The organism is Blastococcus deserti, from assembly GCF_042682525.1.
GTDB lineage: Bacteria > Actinomycetota > Actinomycetes > Mycobacteriales > Geodermatophilaceae > Blastococcus_B > Blastococcus_B deserti.
This window is the reverse complement of record NZ_JBHUHP010000002.1, coordinates 82,677-103,094: the sequence shown is the minus strand read 5'-3', so window position 1 is coordinate 103,094 and position 20,418 is coordinate 82,677. Positions and strand designations below refer to the sequence as shown.

21 protein-coding genes are annotated in these 20,418 nt (G+C 74.2%); 19 read left to right on the top strand and 2 right to left on the bottom strand.

Going from position 1 to position 20,418, the window contains the following annotated elements; genetic code table 11:
* Nucleotides 1–239 precede the first annotated feature (239 nt).
* Together ACFSHS_RS03970 and ACFSHS_RS03965 are read right to left on the bottom strand one after the other, a co-directional pair.
* A complete protein-coding gene (locus ACFSHS_RS03970; RefSeq protein ID WP_376872028.1) occupies nucleotides 240–884 on the bottom strand; it encodes a hypothetical protein in 645 nt (214 codons plus the stop codon).
* Nucleotides 885–1,996: 1,112 nt separating this feature from the next.
* On the bottom strand, nucleotides 1,997–2,377 hold the full coding sequence (locus tag ACFSHS_RS03965; protein ID WP_376872026.1) for a hypothetical protein: 381 nt from the start codon (nucleotides 2,375–2,377) through the stop codon (nucleotides 1,997–1,999).
* 495 nt (nucleotides 2,378–2,872) lie between these two features.
* On the opposite strand from ACFSHS_RS03965, the gene ACFSHS_RS03960 reads away from it, so the two are divergent.
* From ACFSHS_RS03960 to qhpG, 19 genes are all read left to right on the top strand, one after another.
* Nucleotides 2,873–4,093 (top strand): CpaF family protein, encoded by a 1,221-nt coding sequence (locus tag ACFSHS_RS03960; RefSeq protein ID WP_376872023.1) that lies wholly within the window; start codon nucleotides 2,873–2,875, stop codon nucleotides 4,091–4,093.
* Complete coding sequence (locus tag ACFSHS_RS03955; protein ID WP_376872020.1) at nucleotides 4,090–4,953, top strand: type II secretion system F family protein; 864 nt, start codon at nucleotides 4,090–4,092, stop codon at nucleotides 4,951–4,953. The genes ACFSHS_RS03960 and ACFSHS_RS03955 overlap by 4 nt, the downstream gene beginning before the upstream one ends.
* Complete coding sequence (locus tag ACFSHS_RS03950; RefSeq protein WP_376872018.1) at nucleotides 4,950–5,891, top strand: type II secretion system F family protein; 942 nt, start codon at nucleotides 4,950–4,952, stop codon at nucleotides 5,889–5,891. The genes ACFSHS_RS03955 and ACFSHS_RS03950 overlap by 4 nt, the downstream gene beginning before the upstream one ends.
* A gap of 23 nt (nucleotides 5,892–5,914) precedes the next feature.
* Nucleotides 5,915–6,121: a hypothetical protein gene (locus ACFSHS_RS03945; RefSeq protein WP_376872016.1), complete on the top strand. Its 207-nt coding sequence runs from the start codon at nucleotides 5,915–5,917 to the stop codon at nucleotides 6,119–6,121.
* Entirely contained in the window at nucleotides 6,114–6,527 is a 414-nt protein-coding gene (locus tag ACFSHS_RS03940) for a TadE family protein (RefSeq protein WP_376872014.1), read from the top strand. The genes ACFSHS_RS03945 and ACFSHS_RS03940 overlap by 8 nt, the downstream gene beginning before the upstream one ends.
* Nucleotides 6,524–6,985 (top strand): hypothetical protein, encoded by a 462-nt coding sequence (locus ACFSHS_RS03935; RefSeq protein WP_376872012.1) that lies wholly within the window; start codon nucleotides 6,524–6,526, stop codon nucleotides 6,983–6,985. The genes ACFSHS_RS03940 and ACFSHS_RS03935 overlap by 4 nt, the downstream gene beginning before the upstream one ends.
* 189 nt (nucleotides 6,986–7,174) lie before the next feature.
* A complete protein-coding gene (locus ACFSHS_RS03930) occupies nucleotides 7,175–8,182 on the top strand; it encodes a DUF2278 family protein (protein ID WP_376872009.1) in 1,008 nt (335 codons plus the stop codon).
* A gap of 100 nt (nucleotides 8,183–8,282) precedes the next feature.
* Nucleotides 8,283–9,098, top strand: a complete 816-nt coding sequence (locus tag ACFSHS_RS03925) for an SRPBCC family protein (RefSeq protein ID WP_376872006.1) — start codon at nucleotides 8,283–8,285, stop codon at nucleotides 9,096–9,098.
* Between the two features lie 163 nt (nucleotides 9,099–9,261).
* The gene (locus ACFSHS_RS03920) at nucleotides 9,262–9,990 is read left to right on the top strand and encodes a hypothetical protein (protein ID WP_376872004.1); all 729 of its coding nucleotides are present in this window, start codon (nucleotides 9,262–9,264) and stop codon (nucleotides 9,988–9,990) included.
* A 75-nt stretch (nucleotides 9,991–10,065) separates the two neighbouring features.
* On the top strand, nucleotides 10,066–10,524 hold the full coding sequence (locus tag ACFSHS_RS03915; RefSeq protein WP_376872002.1) for a hypothetical protein: 459 nt from the start codon (nucleotides 10,066–10,068) through the stop codon (nucleotides 10,522–10,524).
* A gap of 137 nt (nucleotides 10,525–10,661) precedes the next feature.
* A complete protein-coding gene (locus ACFSHS_RS03910; protein ID WP_376871999.1) occupies nucleotides 10,662–11,324 on the top strand; it encodes a DUF4142 domain-containing protein in 663 nt (220 codons plus the stop codon).
* Nucleotides 11,325–11,331: 7 nt separating this feature from the next.
* Nucleotides 11,332–12,009, top strand: coding sequence for a class F sortase (locus ACFSHS_RS03905; protein ID WP_376871997.1), 678 nt, complete (start codon nucleotides 11,332–11,334; stop codon nucleotides 12,007–12,009).
* A 407-nt stretch (nucleotides 12,010–12,416) separates the two neighbouring features.
* Nucleotides 12,417–13,211 carry a CHRD domain-containing protein gene (locus ACFSHS_RS03900; RefSeq protein ID WP_376871994.1) on the top strand — a complete coding sequence of 265 codons (795 nt, stop codon included), beginning with the start codon at nucleotides 12,417–12,419 and terminating at the stop codon, nucleotides 13,209–13,211.
* Nucleotides 13,211–13,957, top strand: coding sequence for a class F sortase (locus ACFSHS_RS03895; protein WP_376871992.1), 747 nt, complete (start codon nucleotides 13,211–13,213; stop codon nucleotides 13,955–13,957). The genes ACFSHS_RS03900 and ACFSHS_RS03895 overlap by 1 nt, the downstream gene beginning before the upstream one ends.
* 113 nt (nucleotides 13,958–14,070) lie before the next feature.
* Nucleotides 14,071–15,558 (top strand): ferritin-like domain-containing protein, encoded by a 1,488-nt coding sequence (locus tag ACFSHS_RS03890; RefSeq protein WP_376871988.1) that lies wholly within the window; start codon nucleotides 14,071–14,073, stop codon nucleotides 15,556–15,558.
* Nucleotides 15,555–16,889, top strand: coding sequence for a hypothetical protein (locus tag ACFSHS_RS03885; protein ID WP_376871985.1), 1,335 nt, complete (start codon nucleotides 15,555–15,557; stop codon nucleotides 16,887–16,889). The genes ACFSHS_RS03890 and ACFSHS_RS03885 overlap by 4 nt, the downstream gene beginning before the upstream one ends.
* Complete coding sequence (locus ACFSHS_RS03880) at nucleotides 16,886–17,632, top strand: hypothetical protein (RefSeq protein WP_376871983.1); 747 nt, start codon at nucleotides 16,886–16,888, stop codon at nucleotides 17,630–17,632. Before ACFSHS_RS03885 ends, ACFSHS_RS03880 begins: the two co-directional genes overlap by 4 nt.
* Nucleotides 17,625–18,941 (top strand): radical SAM protein, encoded by a 1,317-nt coding sequence (locus ACFSHS_RS03875; protein ID WP_376871981.1) that lies wholly within the window; start codon nucleotides 17,625–17,627, stop codon nucleotides 18,939–18,941. The genes ACFSHS_RS03880 and ACFSHS_RS03875 overlap by 8 nt, the downstream gene beginning before the upstream one ends.
* A complete protein-coding gene (gene qhpG, locus ACFSHS_RS03870) occupies nucleotides 18,938–20,350 on the top strand; it encodes a flavin-dependent monooxygenase QhpG (protein WP_376871979.1) in 1,413 nt (470 codons plus the stop codon). The genes ACFSHS_RS03875 and qhpG overlap by 4 nt, the downstream gene beginning before the upstream one ends.
* Nucleotides 20,351–20,418 lie beyond the last annotated feature (68 nt).

Sequence of the window (20,418 nt, the reverse complement as noted above, 5' to 3'; positions counted from 1 at the left end):
CCGCCGCAGTGACCATGACCAGCGAAGGCACGGCGGCGCTCCGTTCACCCCCGCCGTCGACCCGCATCCGGGAAAGAACGCGGAGGCGATGTCGGCGAGGGCCGACCGCGCCACACCAGGCAGCGCCCCGGAGGACGTCGTCGTCCACCGGGGCGCTGCCCGTGCCAGCCCGCCGCACGCGCCGGTCCCCCCGTTGCAGGAAGTTGATCCGTGCGATCGGCACTGAGGCGGCTGGGCTGTCAGTGGCCCACGAAACGTCCGTCCAGTTCGCCGCAGGCGACCGGCAGTTCGGCCTCGATCGGCACGCCCAGGGCCGTGGTGCGCCCGCCGTACTGCCCGTCACCGTCGACGTCGGCACCGTGGACGACGATGTGCAGGTCGTCCAGGTTCTGCCGAACGTCCGTGGGGATCGGGATGTTGCGGGAGTAGACGAGGGTCCCCCCCTGGTTGGCCACCGGGGCACGGTCCAGTGCGAGGGCCGAGGCCGGGCTGGTGTCACCTCGGGTGCTGAAGGTGACATCGATCGGCCCGTAGTCGTCCAGGCCTTCGGCCGTCTCGATCAGCCCGTCGGCGACCAGGTCGTCCCTGGCCTCCGGGCCGGGGCACTCGTTGTGCGCCTGCAGGTCACCGTGGATGTGCATGACATGCGGGAGGTTGGGGCTGAGTCCCCGGGCGGTCACGACGACCGTGGCCCGGTCGTCCACCGTGATCACCCGGGCATGGCCGCTGACCTCGGAGCCGGCGTCGGCCGATGGGTCGTGGGGTACCGGGGCGAGTACCGCTCCGAAGTTCCCGATGGTGGGCGCTGCACCGAGCGCTGGGGTGGCGAAGGCCGGCAGCAGCGCTGCACCGGCCAGTGTGACGAGGAGGGTTCGGGTCCGCATGGTGTGCTCCTACGAGAGGTGGACGTTCGTCCGGAGGGCCACACACCTGGGCTCGATGTGCACCATCCGTTCGGCGTCCACCGGATTGCGGTTCACCCATTCGGATAATCTTTCGAGACTTCGGCGTGTCCGTCTCCCAGTGCGGTCGCGTCCTCTCTGCACGTCGAGTGCGTCGTACCCGTCGGGCGGCGACGATCCGCCCACACGGCTGCAGGGAGCGACGGCGTCCCTTCCGCATTCCGGAGGCGGTGCTGGTGCGCGACGTCGTCGTCGACTGCTCCGAGCGCTCGCTGATTTCGGTGCTGCCGCCGATCGCTGATCCGGAGTCCGTCGTCCGCAGCAGGGCGATGCCGTGGTCGCCCAGTGGTCTCGAACTGCCGGCCGTGCAATGCCGGTCGGCGCACGCTTATCTCGTCATAGGACAGCGGCGGTTCGTCGAGCGGCAGCAGGAGCAGGTTCCGCTGTCGATCCGTCAGCTCGGCCAGGGCCGCGAGCAGCGCGTCCCGCCGCTCCGCCTCCAGGAGGTCGCTGTCCAGAGCGGCGTCCGCGCCCCCCCGGGCGGAGCCATCTCGTTGCGATCGGTGGGGGAGAACAGCCGGCGGGCCTTGAGCAGGTGCGGGCACTCGCGGCGCGTCGTCGTCACTGTCCAGCCGGGAGGTGCTGCCTGTGGGCGTCGCTGCGGCCGTGACCGCTCGAGCCTCGGCTGGGCAGTTCCGCCAGCCGCCGTATCCGCCGACGACGCCGACCGTGGGTCCTCGCGACCTGCCGTGAGCTCGCCCGCTACTGCGCCGTCGGCGAGGGGACCGGTCGCTCTGTCCGGTCGAGCACGGCGTCTGCAGTCATCCGCGTTAGCTGCGGCGGCGGATCCGGCGGTGGAGTCCAGCCGGAGGTCGATGTCACCGACCTCCGGCCGGCCTGCGCGCCGGCCGGTGCCGAGTGCGAGACCAGCGGTGGCTGCCCGCCGACGCTGGCACCGGGGGAGGAGCGCCACCGTGACCGCGTGGATCCCGCTGCTCCCGGAGTTCGTCGACGCCAACACCGCGACCGGACGGTTCGTCGTCGAGCGCGACCACTACGTCGACGGCTGAGCGCCCGACGGCCGAGACGAGGACTCAGTCCTCCAGCGAGCGGACGGCGAAGGCCAGGGCGGCGAAGACGCCGCTGGTCGCCGCGGCCCGACCCGCGGTGGTCATACCCGTGGCGCGCGCCGCTGCGAGTGCGGTCAGCACGTCGACGAGGTTCACCGCCGCCGCGACGGTCAGCACCCGGTCGGTCTCCTCCTTCGTCCGCGCGGTGAAGGACCACGCGGCGATGGCCAGCATCCGGCTGCCGAACAGGCGCAGCAGCTGCGTGGTGTACGGCGACGGGGGGACGGCGTAGGTCACCTCCAGGGCCCGAGGCGCCAGGAGGCCGGTGACCCCGAACAGGGCAGCGCTCCCGGTCAGCACGTTCACCAGCGCCTGCTTCGACATCCCCAGCGCGGCCTTGGCCATATCCGTCTCCTCGCAACGCAGCGTCCGGCTCTGTGCATGCGGCAGGGTCCTCTGGACGGCGCCGGTCGTACAGATGCTCCGTTGCGAGGCCGGAGGGCGCTGGTCGCGCGAGCCCGGCGTCGGAAGTAGCCGGCTCCGGGGAGTAGCTCGCCCGGCGTGCTATCAATCCCGGGACACCGCCTCGTCGACGTAGGCGCCGATGACGGGCGCAGCCGCCGGTCCCCCCTCCGGGATCCGCGCGGCAACGTGACCGTCGGCCCGCGTGTCGACATGCCCTGGCGTCGGGAGGTGACGTCATGTCGCCGCGGGCGTCGGTCGTCCCTGTTCCTGGGCTGGGCCGTCGCGCCGGGTGGGTGTTCACCCGACCGAGTGGTCGTGGTGGTCACGCAGGGTCGCGTTGTCCACAGAAGGGCTGTTCCGGGCTTCGCGGACCCCTCCGTTTCCTTACAGTCGCCAGCGATCTGCCGATCATGAACCGGGCTCGACGGGGGTGCTGTGCCGACCGCTCTGGACGTCGTGGACGGCGAGGTCCGTGAGCTCATCCGGCGTCGGGGTCTGGATCCGTTCACCGATCCCGGGCCGGTTCGGGTGCTGGTGCGCGACGTCGTCGCCGACTACTCCGAGCGCTCGCTGACCTCGGCGCTGCCGCCGATCGCCGACCCCGAGTCCGTCGTCCGCGACGTGCTCGCCCGGGTGGCCGGGTTCGGTCCGCTGCAGCGCTACCTCGACGACCCGGAGATCGAGGAGATCTGGGTGAACGAGCCGGGCCGGGTGTTCGTCGCCCGGCGCGGCCGGTCGGAGCTGACCACGACGATCCTCGCGCCCGGCGAGCTGGCCGACCTGGTGGAGCGGATGCTGCGCACGTCGGGACGGCGGATCGACATGTCCACCCCGTTCGTCGACGCGACGCTGCCCGACGGGTCCCGGCTGCACGTCGTCATCCCCGACATCACCCGCCGCCACATGGCGGTCAACATCCGCAAGTTCGTGCTGCAGGCGCACTCGCTCGACGAGCTCGTGGGCCTCGGCACGATCACCGCCCAGGCGGCCCGCTTCCTGGAGGCCGCGGTCGCCTCCGGGCTCAACGTGCTGGTCTCCGGCGGCACCCAGGCCGGGAAGACCACGCTGCTGAACTGCCTGTGCGCGGCGGTCCCGGCGCGCGAGCGGGTCATCACCTGCGAGGAGGTCTTCGAGCTGCGGGTGCCGCTGCCCGACGTCGTCTCGATGCAGACCCGGCAGGCCAACCTGGAGGGCGCCGGCGAGATACCGCTGCGCCGGCTCGTCAAGGAGGCGCTGCGGATGCGGCCCTCGCGCATCGTGGTGGGCGAGGTGCGCCAGGAGGAGTGCCTGGACCTGCTCATCGCGCTGAACTCCGGGCTGCCGGGCATGTGCACGCTGCACGCCAACAGCGCCCGCGAGGCCGTGGTGAAGATGTGCACCCTGCCGCTGCTGGCCGGCGAGAACATCGGCACCGCGTTCGTCGTCCCGACGGTGGCCGCCAGCGTCGACCTCGTCGTGCACGTGGGCACCGACGCCGACGGCCGGCGGCGCGTGCGCGAGATCGTGGCGCTGCCGGGCCGCGCGGAGAACGGCGTCATCGAGACCGCCGACGTGTTCACCACCCATGAGGGGCGGCTGGTGCGGGCCGAGGGCTATCCGCCCCACCCCGACCGGTTCGCCGCCGCCGGCTTCGACCTCGCCGGGCTGCTGTCGTGATCGGTTCGGGTGCGCTGCTGGGACTGCTCCTGGGCGTGGGTCTGCTGCTGATCTGGCGCAGCGGGTCGCGGGCGCCCCGGCGGCGGACCGATCCCCGGCGCCCGGGGCGACGCGCGCTCCTGCTGGCCGAGGCGGGGCTGACCGGCATCAACGCCGCGCAGCTGCTGGCCCTGCAGGTCGGGCTCGGGCTGCTCGTGCTGGTCGTCGTCCTGCTCAGCACGAGCACGGTCACGGTGAGCCTGGTCTTCGGGCTGTTCGGCTTCGCCCTGCCCCACGTGCAGGTGCGCCGGCTGGCCGCCCGCCGCAAGGCCGACCTCCGCGAGGTGTGGCCGGAGGTGGTCGACAACCTGGCGTCGGCCGTCCGCGCGGGCATGTCGCTGCCCGAGGCGCTGTCGACGCTGTCCACCCGGGGACCGGACGTGCTGCGGCCGCCTTTCGCCCGGTTCGCCGCCGAGTACCGTTCCACCGGCCGGTTCAGCGCCTGTCTCGACCGGCTCAAGGACGACCTCGCCGACCCGGTCGGCGACCGGATCGTCGAGACGCTGCGGGTCGCGCGCGAGGTGGGCGGCACCGACCTGGGGCGGGTGCTGCGGACGCTCGCGACCTTCCTCCGCGAGGACGCCCGCGCGCGGGCCGAGCTGGAGACCCGGCAGGGCTGGGTCGTGTCCGCGGCGCGGCTGGCCGTTGCGGCGCCATGGGTGGTCCTGCTCCTGCTGGCCACGCAGTCGACGACGCTGGCCGCCTACGACTCGCCGCTCGGCACCGCGATCCTGCTCGTCGGGGGAGCGGTCTGCGTGGTCGCCTACCGGCTCATGCTGCGGATCGGGCGGCTGCCCGAGGACGTGCGGGTGCTGCAGTGAGTGCCGGGCTGACGGGGATGCTGCTCGGGCTGGTCGCGGCGACCGGTCTGGTGCTGGTGCTGACCTACGCGCCGCCGTTTCGCTCAGTGCGGCTGGTCGACCGGCTCGCCCCCTACGTCCACGACACCCCACCGCCGTCGCGGCTGCTGGGCACGGCGACCGAGCCCGGCCTGCTGGCCGCCGTCCGCCGCGTGTTCGGGCCGGCGATGGGCGACGGCGCGCGGCTGGTCGACCGGATGCTCGGCGGGCGGGCCGCCGTCCGTCGGCGGCTGGACGCGCTGGGCGGCGACGCCACGGTCGAGGACTTCCGCGTCGAGCAGGTGGTGTGGGGCGGGCTCGGGCTGCTCGGCGCCGCGGTGGTGGCGGCGGTCGGCTCGGTCGCCGCAGGCGGCGTGAACGTGCTGTCGGCCGGGTTGCTGTGCGTGGCCGGTCTGCTGGGCGGCGTGCTCGGGCGGGACTGGTGGCTCACCCAGCAGGTGCAGCGCCGTGAGGAGCTGCTGCTGGCCGAGTTCCCCGTCGTCGCCGAGCTGCTCGCCCTCGCCGTCACCGCGGGGGAGAGCCCCACCGCCGCGATCGCCCGGGTGACACGGCTCTCCGGCGGTGAGCTGGCCGGCGAGCTCGGCGACGCGCTGGGCCGCGCCCGCGCGGGCGTGCCGCTGGTCGACGCGCTCCAGGAGGTCGCCGACCGGACGTCGCTGGACGCCCTGGCCCGGTTCGTCGACGGCCTCCTGGTCGCCATCGAGCGCGGCACGCCACTGGCCGAGGTGCTGCGCGCCCAGGCCGCCGACGTCCGCGAGGCCGGCAAGCGCCGGCTGCTGGAGGCCGGCGGCCGGAAGGAGATCGCCATGATGGTGCCGGTCGTCTTCCTGGTCCTCCCGGTCACCGTTCTCTTCGCCCTGTTCCCGGGGCTGATCAGCATCGTCTCGCTGGCGCAGTGAGACGACCGATGGAAGGACGATCGATGCGCGGGTTCGCGTACCTGACCGCCGCACTGGCGGCCTTCGCGGCGCGGGTGCGCGGCGAGGATCCGGAACGGGGCGACGTCCCCGGCTGGGTGATGATCACGGTGATGACGGCGGCCCTCGTGCTGGCCATCTTGATCCCGTTCCGTGAGGCGATCGTGGCCGCGGTGACCAACGCCCTCACCTCCGTCACGAGCGGTGGCTAGACGACCGGTCCGGATCGACGACGACAGCGAGCGGGGCAGCGCCGTCGTCGACTTCGTCCTGGTGTCGGTGCTGATCGTGACGCTCCTGCTGGCGGTGCTGCAGGTGGCGGTCTACGTGCACGTGCGCAACGTGGTGACGGCGAGCGCGCAGGCCGGCGCGCGGTACGCCGCCAACGCCGATGTCGACTCCGCGGCCGGGGCGGGGCACACGGTGGAGATCGTCGCCCGGGCGACCTCGGTGCAGACCGCCGAGGGGCTGGCGTGCAGCTCGGCCGAGGAGGTCGACGCCACCGGGCTGACGCTGGTCGTGGTGCGCTGCACCGGCGCGGTGCCCGCGCTGCTGGCGGCGCTGGGCAACCTGCTGCCGCTGGAGGTCACCGGCCGCGCGGTGAAGGAGGCCGCGTGAGCTGGCTGCGGACCCGGTTGGGCGGCGACGAGCGGGGTTCGGCGCTGGTGGAGTTCGTGTTCGTCGCGCTGGTCGTCTTCGTGCCGCTGGTCTACATCGTCGCGGGCTTCTCGGCGGTGCAGCGCGGTGTGTTCGCCTCCACGGCCGCAGCCCGGGAGGCCGGGCGAGCGATCGCCACCGCCCCGGACCCGGTGATCGGTCAGGAGCGGGCGCTGAGGGCGGCGGAGCTGGCGGTGGAGGACCAGTCGGTCGACGTCGCCGACCTGCGGCTGGCCTACGCGCCGGCCGGTGCGGACTGCGAGACCGCGGACGGCTATTCGCCGACGCTGGCGCCGGGGGAGGAGTTCTCCGTGTGCGTCACCGTGACCGTGCGGATACCGCTGCTCCCGGAGTTCGTCGACGCCAACACCGCCACGGGCCAGTACGTCGTCGAAAGGGACCGCTACACCGACAGCTGACGTCGACGCCCGTCGGTGCAGCGCCGAAGACGCCGCCCCGCGGTGACGCCGCGGTGACGCCCGGGTGACCCGCGCCCGCCGACACTGACCGCCGCGGCCGCCTGCGCTTTCCAGCCGAGTTGCATCCTGTGCGCTCACGCTGATCTTCCGGTGACCGCGAAGGCCAGCCGAGGGGAAGGGATCGCTGCGATGCCGCTGCGTTCGTACGGCGTCCTGTCCGGCCAGGTGCGTGACACTCGCCGGGAAGGGGCGACCGACACCCCGCACTACCAGATCCACCTCGTCGACGACGCCGGCACGAGCTATCGCGCGGCGGTGAACGTGCAGTCCCAGCAGTCCCCGTCGGAGCTGCTCTTCCTGGTGGTGGAGGACTTCCGCCATCCGCTGACCGACGCACTGCCCGCGCCCGGCTCGGGATGGACGCCGCTCGCGTCGCGACCCGGCGGGCCGAGCCTCGACTACATCCGGGCCAACCTGTTCGACCCGTCGGCGATGCGGCTCCTGCCGCCCGACGTCACGGGCCCGGACAACGACCTCGCCGACCTCTTCGACCACTACGTGCGCCGGGCCGCGGGGGACCCGCAGGTCGTCGGCTTCGTGTTCGGCGAACGGTGGGGCCCCGAGCCCGCGACCCCGGACGAGGTCTTCGGATTCCTCCCCGGCAACGGCGTGCACGACGTGCACATGAATCAGGGCAACAGTGCCCGGTTCCGCCCTGACGACGGCGTGTGGCAGGACGGCGGTCTGCTGCTGCACTTCCCGGCGGAGTCGCGGTGGGTGGCCATCTTCCTGGCGTTCCAGAGCCAGGCGTGGCACACCGACGACACGACCGGACACGCGATCGAAGCTGCACAGGCCCGGCCGGAGCGCGGACTCGAAGCCGTGCGCATCGTCGCCGCTCTGGTCAACCCCGTCGGTCCCGCACCGGAGGCCGAGACCATCACGTTGCTGAACGCCTCACCGGCGCCGGTCGACCTCACCGGATGGCAGATCGCCGACCGCGCGAAACGGACGTGCCCGGTGCCCGCCGGACCGCTCGACGCCGGCGCCACCCTGGTGATGACGCCCAGCAACGGTGTCGTCCTCGGCAACGACGGCGGGGCCATCACCCTCCTCGATCCACAGGGCCTGAAGGTGCACGGGGTCTCCTACACCGCCGAGCAGGCCCGCGAGGAGGGCCGCTCCGTCGTGTTCTGACCACCGCGTGCGCGTGCGTGGTGTGCATCGCAGGACGGGAGCCGGGGTAGCGCGCGGGATGCGCCACTCAGCGGGTGTCCTGTGACGAGGGAGAGAAGCGATGACCACCAAGGTGGAGAAGTCGATCCAGGTCGACGTGCCGGTGAACCAGGCCTACAACCAGTGGACCCAGTTCGAGGACTTCCCGCACTTCATGGGCGGGGTCAAGGAGGTCCACCAGCACGACGACCAGCGCCTGCACTGGACGGCCGAGATCGCGGGTGTGCGGCGCGAGTGGGAGGCCGCCATCCTCGAGCAGGTGCCCGACCAGAAGATCGCGTGGGCGGCCACGGAGGGGGCGACGAACGCCGGAGCCGTCCGGTTCGAGCCGGTGGGGCCGTCGTCGACGCTGGTCTACCTGACGCTCGAGTACGAGCCGGAGGGCCTCGTCGAACAGGCCGGCGACAAGCTCGGCATCGTGGAGCGGCAGGTGACGTCGGACCTGCAGCGGTTCAAGGAGCTCATCGAGAGCGAGGGCTACGCCACCGGCGCGTGGCGGGGCTCCATCAACGAGGGACTGAACGTCGGCACCCCGGGCGTGGAGACCGCGCAGATGACCCGCGGCGACAGCGGCAAGGCGGGCGTGTCCGCGACGACCGTCGCCGCCGGTGCCGCGGCCGCCGTCGCGGGCGTCGCGGCGGCCGCCGGCGCTGCCGTCGCCGCGTCGAAGAGCGGACAGGAGACCGAGCAGGCCCAGCCGGAGCAGGAGGTCGCCGTCGTGCCGCAGCCACCGGCGGGCGAGGTCCGGCAGGACGTGCTCGTCGAGGGGACGAACCCCGAGGGCTACGCCGCGAGGCCGTCCACGGAGGGTGTCGAGACCGGCATGACCGACCCCGAGGGCGGCGACGACCCCATGATCGGGGGCGGCAACCGCTGACCTGCAGCGATCGGCGGAGGAGGCCCCTGCCTCCTCCGCCGACGACCACGCCGCCACCGGTAGGACACGCTCCGGAACAGCTGGCCCACGGTCCGACGATGCCCTAACGTCCGCCCCCTGCGCGGCTCACGGGGGGCCGACGGGGGGCCGGAGGAGCGGGGTCATGCGCGGACGACGACCCGCTGGCGTTGCGCTGGGCGTCCTGGCCACCGCTTCGGTGCTGGCCGCCTGCTCGTCGGGCGACACGGCGGGATCGGGAAGGGCGTCCGACACGCCTGCGGACAGCGCTCCGGCGACGTCGCCGGCCGGTCCGCCGCCCGTGGGCCAGCTCGTCCTCGCCGACGAGATGGACGACGACCGCAACGGCTGGGGCACCGGCCTGGGGCTGTCCTTCGCCGCGGGCGACTACGTCGTCGCGGGTGTCACGCCGATCGGCGTCGTGACCTACCCCGATGCGCTCATGGATCCGCCGGAGTCCGCCGTCGTGACCGCCCGGTTCAGCGCGCCGGTGGGCACCCCGTTCGTCGCCGTGACGTGCAGCATCTCCCCGGACGGCGGATCGTTCTACGCGCTCGGTGTGGGACGGGACGTGATGGCGATCAGCCGGGTCTCGGGCAACGCGGAGACGCCCCTGGACGCGGGGGTCCTCGCGCGCGCCGACACCGGTGTCGACCTCACCGCGCCGCACGACGTGCAGGGGACGTGCGTGCGCGGCCGCGACGGGATGGAGCTGTGGCTGAGCGTCGACGGCGCCGTGGTCCTGTCGGCGGTCGACCCCGAGCCCCTCGACGCCGGGCGGCCCGGCCTCCTGATGGTGCCGGCGCCCGGCACCCCCGAGGGCAGCGAACTGCAGGCGCGGGTCGCCAGCTGGTCCGTGGCCCGCCTGGGCTGACTCCCGGACCGGCCGGGGTGCCGCGCCGCGCGCGGAGACGCCACACGGAGCGCCCAGCCGGCGCATCGTTGCGGCATGGCCCGGCTGCCGCCCGACGACCTGCCGCCCGAGCGCGGACCCACCTCCGAGGTGGATGCCCTCGTCGCGGCCGGTCCGCCCGGCCCCGACAACCCGGTGACCGTCGGGGCCGTCTTCTGGACGGCGGTCACCGAGCCCGAGGGCCCCGACCTGACCATCCTCGACATCGTCGTCACGCCCGAGAGCTGGCCGGGGTGGGGCGGCTTCCGCCGGGCCGCCGCACTCCTGCCGGACTACGGCATGGCCCATCAGGCGACACCGTCGGTCGACGACCCCGACGTCGTCTACGTGCGGTTCCTGCGGGACACGGGTGAGACCCACCGCGCCCCCTCCGACGCGGTCCTCGTCGGCGACATCGTCATCGCGACCTTGGTGCGCCGACCGCGCCTCGGCGGCTGGCGCGTCCACGCCCTCGGCGACTACGTGCGGCCCGAGCACGTGCCGCACGACCGGTGACCGGGCGACGCCGGCCGCCCGGTCACGCGCGACCGGATGGCATGGTCTCGTATCCCGGGGGTAGAGGGGCGCTACCTGCAACGGCGCCGGGAAGCAGCCCCCGGGGTCTGCACCCGCACGACCTCCGGAGTTCCCGCATGCGCATGCTGTCCCGGCTCGCCCTCGTCCCGGCCGCGGTGCTCGCCACCGTCGCCCTCACCGCCGCCCCCGCCCTCGCCGCGCCGTCCAGCCAGGACGTCGCCTGGATGCAGGCCGCCCACCAGAGCAACCTCGCCGAGATCGCCGCGGGCAACGCCGCGCAGCAGGCGGCCACCACGCCGGAGGTGAAGAACCTCGGGGCGATGTTCGTGCAGATGCACACCGAGCTCGACACCGCCCTCACCCAGGCGGCGCAGCAGCTCGGCGTCCAGCTGCCCGGCGGCCCCAGCCCGGAACAGCAGCAGCAGCTGGCCGCCGTGCAGGCCAACCAGGGGCGCGCGTTCGACACCGCCTGGATCGCCCAGCAGATCGGTTCCCACGCGACCTCCCTCGCGGCGACCCAGAAGGAGCTGGCCTCCGGCTCCGACCCGACCGTGCTGAACCTGGCCCGCACGGCCACGCCCGTCATCGAGCAGCACCTCGCCGAGCTCCGGGCCGTGGCCCGTCAGTACGGCGTCCCCACGTCGGTGCCGGGCGGCACGGGCGGTCAGGTCGCCGACGGCGGGCTCGGGACGCTGGGCTGGGGTCTCGCCGGGCTCGGCGCGCTCGCGGTGGTCGCCGGCACGGCCGGGCTGATCCGCCGCCGCGCGACCGCTGCGTGAGACATCCGTGAAGGCCCCGCGCGTCCGGCACCTCCTGGTGCTGGTCGTCGCGGGGCTGCTCCTCGTCGGCTCGGGGCTCGCGCTGGCACTCGCGACGCCCCGGGCCGACGCCGACGACATCGGCCGGCCGCCGGCCGTGACGACGCCGTCGGACGTCCCCGACCCGCCGTCCCCGTCGTCGGCCGCGACGCCGACCGCGCCGGCACCGTCACCGGCACCTCCGCCGCCGCCCGCGGGTCCGCCCGCGCCGGTGACCATCTCCCTGCCGGCCACCCCAGGCCCCGTGCCCCTGGTGCCGGTCGGCGTCCTCGACTCGGGAGCGCTGCAGCTCCCGGAGCGGCCGACGGAACTCGGCTGGTACGCCGCCGGGGCGATACCGGGTGATCCGGCCGGCACCGCGGTGATCGCCGGTCACATCGACTCCGCGCAGTTCGGTGCCGGACCGCTGGAGACCCTGCTGGAGCTGCGCCTGGATGACGTCGTCGAGGTGACCGACGCAGCGGGCGGCCTCCACCGGTACACGGTCCGGTCGCGGACGTCCCACCCCAAGTCGGCCCTGCCGCCGGATTTGTTCCGCACCGACGGACCCGCGCAGCTGGCCCTGGTCACCTGCGGCGGCGCCTTCGACGAACGCACCGGCCAGTACGCCGACAACCTCGTGGTCATCGCCCTCCCCGTTCCTTGACACTCGGCGCCGCGGGAGTGCGCTCCGGCTGGCGACCGTGTGCCGCGACGCGTGACCCGTCGTCCGCACGGAGCATGTTCCGCACGACAGAGAGCGGCGGAACCGTGCGAGGCCGCCGTCCGCCTCCCCCCGAATCCGCGCAGGAAAAACCCGGGGCCTGGGCAATCCGTCCACCGGCCTGCATCCGAACGCCTGCTGCGAGCCCCTCGAACGAGGGATGCGTGAGCACGTCACTCCTCTGGGTGAACCCGCCGAATCGCGGTTGGTCCACCTCCGGCCGGGGCATGTGCCACGCAACCAGATTGCACCCAACCAATGCAGTCGGGCTCAGGGGGAGCGAAGAACCCTGACACGGCCCAGACCAGTGGCCCGCAGGGACAACCGATTGGGGAAAGACCTTGAGAACCATGACGCGCACCGCCGTCGCTGCGCCGGCTCTCGGCTTCGCGGCCCTGCTGGCCTTGGCCGGCCCCGCCGCAGCCGCGGACGGCTCCGTCCAGGGCAACCTGGCACCCGTCGCGGTCAACGGTGTGAACGGCTCCGGCCAGGCGATGGCCGAGATCTCCGGGACCACGCTGTCCTTCACCCTGGCGGCCCAGGGCCTGCTGAACGGTGCGCCCCACGCGGCGCACATCCACTTCGGCCAGGACGCACGCCACGAGTGCCCGACCGCTGCGGACAACAACGCCGCCCCGCTCAGTGGCGAGACCATGCCCGAGGAGCACCTCACCACGACCGAGGGCGCCCCGGCCTACGGCGAGATCGTCGTGTCGCTGACCAAGTCCGGGGACACCTCGCCCGAGTCCGGCCTGGCCGTCGACCGGTTCGCCTCCGAGGGCAGCTTCGAGTACTCCCGCGGTGACGTCCAGGTGTCGGCGGAGGTCGCGCAGGCGATCCTCTCCGGCCAGTCGGTCGTCGTCGTCCACGGTGTGGACCACGACGGCAACGGCACCTACAACCCCGAGGGTCGTGGTGCGTCGGACCTCATGCCGGAACTGCCCGGGGAGGCCACCGACCCGGCTCTGTGCGGCGTGCTCGGCGCCTCTCAGATGGGCAGCATGCCGAAGGGCGGCGTCGAGACCGGTGCCGGTTCCACCGCCGGTGTCGAGAACGTCGGCCGGATCGGTGCCGGTGTGGGTGCGGTCGCCGCCGCCGGTGGGGTCGCGCTGTACGCCCGTCGTCGCTTCTCCACCGACAGCTGATGACCGGCGACGCCGGGCCCGGGAGCACCTCCCGGGCCCGGCGTCCTGGCCACCTGATCCTGCTCGTCGCCGCGGTCCTGCTGCTCCTCGGTGGCGGGACCGCGGTGGCGGTCGGGGTCGCCGGTCAGGACGCCGCTCCGCCCACGCCCGCCGCGTCGACGTCCGCCGGTGACGATGCGGACGCGGTTCCCGGACCCCGTACCGGCGCCGGCCCCGAGAACCGGTCCGAGGGCAGTGCAGCGCCCGGGAACTCCGCCCCGGCGCCGCCGACCAGCGCGGCCGCGGCGCCAGTCGCGCTGCCGGTGTCGGTGAGCATCCCGGCCATCGGCGTGCAGTCGGAGCTCATCACGCTGGGCCTCAACCCCGACGGCACGCTCGCGGTGCCCCAGCCCGGCCCGGACTACGACAAGGCCGCGTGGTTCGACGGCTCACCCCGCCCCGGCGACCCCGGTCCGGCCGTCATCGAGGGGCACGTCGACAGCGCCGCCAACGGCCCGTCGGTCTTCTACTCGCTGGGCGAGCTCGTGGCCGGTGACCGGATCGAGGTCACCCGCGAGGACGGCAGCGTGGTCGCGTTCCTCGTGGACGAGGTCCGCCTGGTGCCCAAGGACGACTTCCCGACCCTCGACGTCTACGGCAACACCGACGGCCCCGAGCTCCGGCTGATCACCTGCGGCGGCCCCTTCGACAGCGCCGCCCGCAGCTACGAGGACAACGTCGTGGTCTTCGCCAGCCTGTCGGCCTGACACCGGCGCGTCGCCGGGCGTCACGAGACGAGGGGGTTCCGGGCGGTCCGGCGCTGCGCTAGCTTGGCCGCCTCCTCGCTCGTCTGGCGCGGGCGACGGCGCTGGGGGACACCGTGCGCGCACGCATCAGCCGGCATCTCGGTCCTGTGCTCACCGCTCCACCGCGGGCGGTCGCGCCACCCTCGTTCGACGACGCCCTCGAGGTCGACCGCGTCCTCCCCGGGCGGGGGCCGTTCCTCGGCCCGGGTCCCGCCGACGCCTTCGGGGTCGAGGTGCCGCCGGAGTTCAACGGCCGCGACTACGTCGTGTTCCTGCTGCGGGTCGCCGCCGAGATCGAGCACTCCCTCATGGCGCAGTACCTCTTCGCCGCCTACTCCCTCGGCGGGCCGAACGTGCCGGCGGAGCGGGCCGCGGACGTGCGGGCCTGGCAGGAGACGATCCTCGGCGTCGCCAAGGAGGAGATGGGTCACCTCATCACCGTCCAGAACCTGCTCACCGTCCTGGGCGCCCCGCGGCAGTTCGACCGCGACGACTATCCCTACGTCAGCCCGCTGTACCCCTTCGGGTTCCGGCTGGAGCCGCTGACCCTCGACTCGCTGGCGACCTACGTCTGCGCGGAGAGCCCCGCCCAGTGGGACGACGACGAGGCCCGGCGGATCAAGGAGCGGGCGCAGGCCACCACCGGTGAGGTCGTCAACCGGGTGGGCGAGCTGTTCGACCAGCTGATCGGCCTGATGGACCGGCCGAACGTCGTGCCCGACTCGGCGTTCCAGGCGCGCACCGTGCCGTTCCAGGCCTCCTGGGACGAGTGGGGCCGCGGCTACCGGGAGGGCCAGCGGGGCGCCGAGGCGATGAGCATCCTCGACCTGCCGGCCCCCGAGCTGGTGATCCTGCGGGCCGGCTCGCGCGCCGAGGCGCTCACCGCGCTCCGGGCGGTCGCCGAGCAGGGCGAGGGGTTCGAGACCCCGCCCGACGAGAACGACTCGCACTTCCGCCGGTTCCTCACCGTCTACCGGGCGCTGGAGGCGCTCGGCGACGGCCTCGGCGACGTCGTCCGGCCCCTGGCGCGCAACCCCACCACCGGCGACGTCGACGGCGGCGACGCCGAGGACCCCGACACCCCCACGACGCTCACGCATCCGGAGGCGCGACTCTGGGCGCACCTGTTCAACGTGCGCTACCGCAAGCTGCTGACCAACCTCGCGCACGCCTTCGAGCTCGCCGACGACCCCAGCGACGCGACGACGCTGACGCCGCGCGGGGCGCTCATCCACCGGACGTTCTCCGAGATGTACAACCTGCGGGCCATCTCCGGCTTGCTCGTCCGGTTGCCCGCCTCCGCCGACGACCCGGACGGCCCCCGCGCCGGGCCGACGTTCCAGATGCCCTACACGCCGGCGCTGCCCTCGGCCGAGTCCGACCGGTGGCGGCTGCACCGCGATCTCCTCGACGCCTCCGGCCGGCTCATCGCCGCGCTGCGGGCCGTGCTGCTCGACGGAGACGGGCCCGACTACCTCGCCGCGCTGCAGCAGTGGGACGACATCGAGCGGGGCCATGTCGAGCAGCTCGTCGCCGCGCCGACCCCCGCTCCGGTGCCGTGATCCGCGAACTGCGGGTGCTGCCGCCGCTGGCCATCGCCCGCTTCGGCGCCGCACCCACCCCGATGGACAACTACGACGTCACGGTCGATCCGCAGCGGCCGCTCGGCTACCGGTTCCTGCGTCCGGCGGAGACGCTCGAGGTCGACCGGGCCACCGGCGAGATCACCCGCGCGTTCGTCCCGAACGCGGTGACCTTCACCGAGAACGGTCTCGTGCGACCGGTCGCGCCGTTCCTCGAGGCCTGGGCGCTCACCGACGACGACCAGCTCGAGCCGCTCACCCCCGAGCTGCTCGCTCCCGAGGGCGCCACGGTCTCCGACGTCACGTGGCGGGTCGAGGTCGCCAACCTCAAGGTGCTGCGCCGCACCGGGGACGACGCCGACCGGGTCACCGCCGACAGCGGCGACATCGGCGACCACGCCGTCCACCCGCTCCAGGGCAGGTGCGCCAACTTCTGGCCGGGCAAGGTGATCCCCTTCGGCTCCGTCCAGTTCATCCGGCCGACCGCCGCGCACCCGGCGATCCGGCTGCGGTTCACGCCCGGGCGCGGCTTCGTCTACGGGGCCAGCCGGACGCCGCCCCCCGCGGGGCCGCCGCCCGACGCCAGCGTCCGCGACGTCGTCTACGACGCGAGCCGCGGCCGGTGGCAGGGCTACCGCGACCGCGGGCCGCTGACCACCGTGCCCGGCCAGATCTACGCGCTGGACGCGCAGGGGGCCAGCCGCGGGTACCTCGACGACGGCTGCGACGGCCTGGTGCGCGTGACGCTGACGCTGGGGGACCGGACCCTGTCGGCCTTCGGGCGGGTCGGCGTCGGCCCGCCGACGTACGCCCCCGACGGCCTGCCGATCCGCACCGTCGCCGACGAGCTGGAGCAGGCGCTGTTCGGCCCCGACCCCGCGCCGGAGGAGGCGACGCTCGAGCACGTCGAGGAGATCGTCCGGCGCGCCTTCGAGAACGTCCGGCTGATGAACACCGCGGCGCAGAACGTCGGGGGCATGGCCGCGCACGACCAGGGGGAGGGCCGGCGGCGGGAACCGATCATGGCCCGGGCGCTGGTCGACACGGTGGCGCTCGAGCAGCTGCACATGAGCCTGCTGCTGGCCCTGCGCAGCGGCGCGGCGCCGTGGTTCGCCGACGTGCTGCGCGACCACGACGAGGTCGGCGACCTCACCGACCGCGGCCGCCGCAAGATGCCGGCCATGATGCGCGGCGCCGACGGCCGCCACCTCGCCCTCACCCGCCGGCAGGTCGCCCTCATCCGGGCCCTGGTCCGCGGGCCGGTCTTCCCCGACGCCGGCGGAGGGACTGACGGAGGAGCACAGCCGTGAGCATCGAGCCGCGCAACCTCACCGCCCAGCTGCACCACCGGGCCGCCGGCAACCCGCCCAGCACGCTGCCGGAGTCGGCGATCTCCAACTGCTTCCCGGGCCTGGAGTTCGACTTCCGCAACGTCTGGCGGCGGATCCTCGAGGGCATCGAGCTGCACGAGGCCAGCGGTCTCGTCGTCCGCGGCGCGGGCGAGCTGGCCCGGCTGGGGGGTCGGCTGCTCATTGAGGTCGGCGGCGTGCAGACCTGGACGCCGGTCTTCGGTCCGGACGTCCCCGACGACGGGTTCACCTGGCTGGAGTGGTCCAACGCCCTCGCCGGGGTGCTCGCGGCGTCCACCGGAGAGCTGGTGCCCTGCGTGTTCCTCGACGTCGACGCGGGGACGACGGAGACCGTCGAGCTGCGGGTGCGTTCCCTGTTCGTCCGCAGCGCCGAGACCGGCGAGGTCGTTCCGCTCCTCGACGAGCCGGTGGCCGAGCCGGGCGAGCTGACCCAGAGCCTCTGCTCGCCCTGGCAGAACGACTACCGCGAGTGCGGCTGCTACTACTGGGCGGCCAGCCGGCCCGACTACGTCAACGTCGACGCGACCCCCCAGGGCCCGAGCGTCGGCAACAACTGGCTGGCGCGCAGCCGGCAGCCCCGCCGCTACGACGTCCCGGACGCCCAGCAGATCTCCTACGACGAGCTGTTCCGCAACTGGCAGGGTCTGCTGCGGTTCGTCGTCGAGGGTCGCGACCGTGACTGAGCTGGCCGCCCGGGCGGCCCCGCGCAGCCCCGACGTCCACCTGGTCGACGGGCGGCACGTCTTCGTCCCCGACGGCAGCCGGCTCTACGACGTCGACGAGTCGACCTATGCCCTTCTCGACAGGGCGACCCGCGCCGGCGACGACGCCGCCGTGCGGGACCAGCTGGCGCGGCTGGGTCTCGACGGCACCCCGTACGTCGACGACGTCCCGCCCGCCCGGCCACCGGTGCGCGCGCTGTCGCTCGCGGTCGCGCAGAAGTGCAACCTGGGCTGCACCTACTGCTACGCCGACGGCGGCGGCTTCGGCGGCCCGGCGGCGGACATGCCGCTGGAGACCGCACTCGCGTCGGTCGACCTGCTGTTCGCGGAGGTGGGACCGGGGGACCGGGTCAACCTCGCCTTCCTCGGCGGGGAGCCGCTGCTCAACCGCCCGGTGATCCGGGCGGCGACCGCCCGGGCGGTCGAGGTCGCCGGGCGGCGCGGCGCCGAGGTCACGTTCTCGATCACCACCAACGGGACCCGGCTGACCGCGGACGACGGCGACTTCTTCGAGGAGCACGCGTTCGCCGTCACCGTCAGCCTCGACGGGCCGGCCCTGGTGCACGACCGGCTGCGGCCGTTCCTCGGCGGCCGCGGCAGCTACGAGCGGGTCCTCGAACGGGTCGCCCCGCTGCTGCAGCGCCAGCGCAGGATGCAGGTGTCGGCCCGGGTCACCGTCACCCCGGTCAACCTCGGTCTGGTGGACACGCTGGACACCTTCGTCGGGCTGGGCTTCCACGGCGTCGGGTTCTCGCCGCTGCTGCGCTCGCCGACGGGGCGCGACGAACTGGGCCGGGCCGAGCTGATGACGATGCTCGGCGAGATGGTGGCCTGCGGGCAGGAGTTCGAGCGCCGGGTGCTCGCCGGGGAGCGGTACCCGTTCACCAACGCCGTCACCGCGATGCGCGAGATCCACCGCGGCACCCACCGGCCCTATCCGTGCGGGGCGGGCGCCGGCTACCTCGGCGTCTCCGCCGACGGCGACCTCGCCGCCTGCCACCGCTTCGTCGGCGACCCGGCCGCCGCGTTCGGCTCGGTGACCGAGGGCATCGACCGCCGGCGGCAGCTGCGCTGGCTCGACGAGCGGCACGTGCACCGCCAGGAACCCTGCCGCGGCTGCTGGGCGCGCTACCTCTGCGGCGGAGGCTGCCACCACGAGGTGATCGCCCGCGGCCGGCCGGCCTGCGACTACATCCGGGGTTGGCTGCACTGGTCGATCGGCGCCTACGCGCGGCTGTCGGCGCAGCGGCCGGACTGGTTCGCCGGGTGACCGCCTGGGACGTCTGCGTCCTGGGCGGCGGGCCCGCCGGAGCCACGGTGGCCGCCCGGCTCGCCCGCCTCGGGCACCGGGTCGTGGTGCTCGAGCGGCGGCCGTTTCCCCGACAGCACGTGGGGGAGTCGCTGAGCCCCGCGGCCTGGCCCGTGCTGGACGCGGCGGGGATACCGCGCGCCGCCGCCCGGGCCACGGGCGTGCCGGTGCGCACGGCCGGTGTCCGATGGCGCACCGACGAGGAGGAGCAGCTGCTCCTGGGCGAGGGGCTGACCGTCGACCGCGGCGCCTTCGACACTCTCCTGCTGGACCGCGCGCGGGCAGCCGGCGCGGTCGTGCGGGCACCGCTCCGCGCGGATCGTCCCGAACGGGTCGCCGGGGGCTGGCGGGTGCCGACTCCCGACGGCGCGGTCCACGCCCGCTTCCTCGCCGACGCCACCGGGCGTCGGCGGCTGCTGGGGGGACGGCGCGAGGCCACCTCGCCGCGCACCGTGGCCGTCCACGCCCGGTGGGCGGGCGCCTGGCCCGCCGACGGCCCGCAGACCCGGATCGCCGCGGTCGCGGACGGCTGGCTGTGGGCCGCCGCCCTTCCCGGCGGTCACGTGCGGACCCTCGCCGTCACCGATCCCGAGGTCCTCGCCGCCGAGGGCGGCGGCTCCCTCCTCGAAAGGTTCGCTGGAGCCGCGCCGGGCGTCGGCGCGCCGCCCGAGGGCGCTCCGGTCCGGGTGTGCGACGCGACGAGCTACCGGGTGCGGCCGCCGGTCGAGGCCGACGCCGTCCGGGTGGGGGAGGCGGCGTTCGCCATCGACCCGCTGTCGTCCTCCGGCGTCCAGACGGCGGTCCAGAGCGGGCTGGCCGCCGCCGCGACCGCCGCCACGCTGCTCGGCGGCGGGAACGGCGCGGCCGCCCTCGAGTACTACGGCGACCTGGTGCGCGCCGCCGCGGACGTGCACGCGCGCACGGCGTCGGCGCTGTACCGGGAGCACCAGCGGCACGCCGGGGAGCGGTTCTGGCAGCGGCGCGCCGCTCCGCCGGCGGTCGCGACCCGGTCCCCGGGGCCGGCGCTCGCCGACCTGCTCCCGCGGCGTACCCGCCTGGTCCCGTCCGCTGCTCTGCGGCCGACGGCGTGCCTGGTCGGCGACGCGGTCGACCACCGGCCGGCACTGCACGCTCCCGGCCTGGACCGGCCGGTCGCCTTCGTCGGCGGCCACCCGGTCGCGCCGGTCCTCGAGCAGCTCCGGGCGGCACCGACCCTCGCCGCGGCGGTCGCGCACTGGGACCGGGCCTGGCCGGGCCGCGGCCTGCAGCTCGCCGAGTGGCTGCACCGGCACGCGCTCCTGGAGGTCGCCGATCCGGAACGTGCCACGGCCCCGACCGCAGGGTGCCCGCCGAGCCCCCGCGGCCGCTGAGGCGCGCGCCGACCGCCACGGGGGGTGAGGCGGTCACCCGATCAGGTGACCCCTGACCGGGCGCCGAT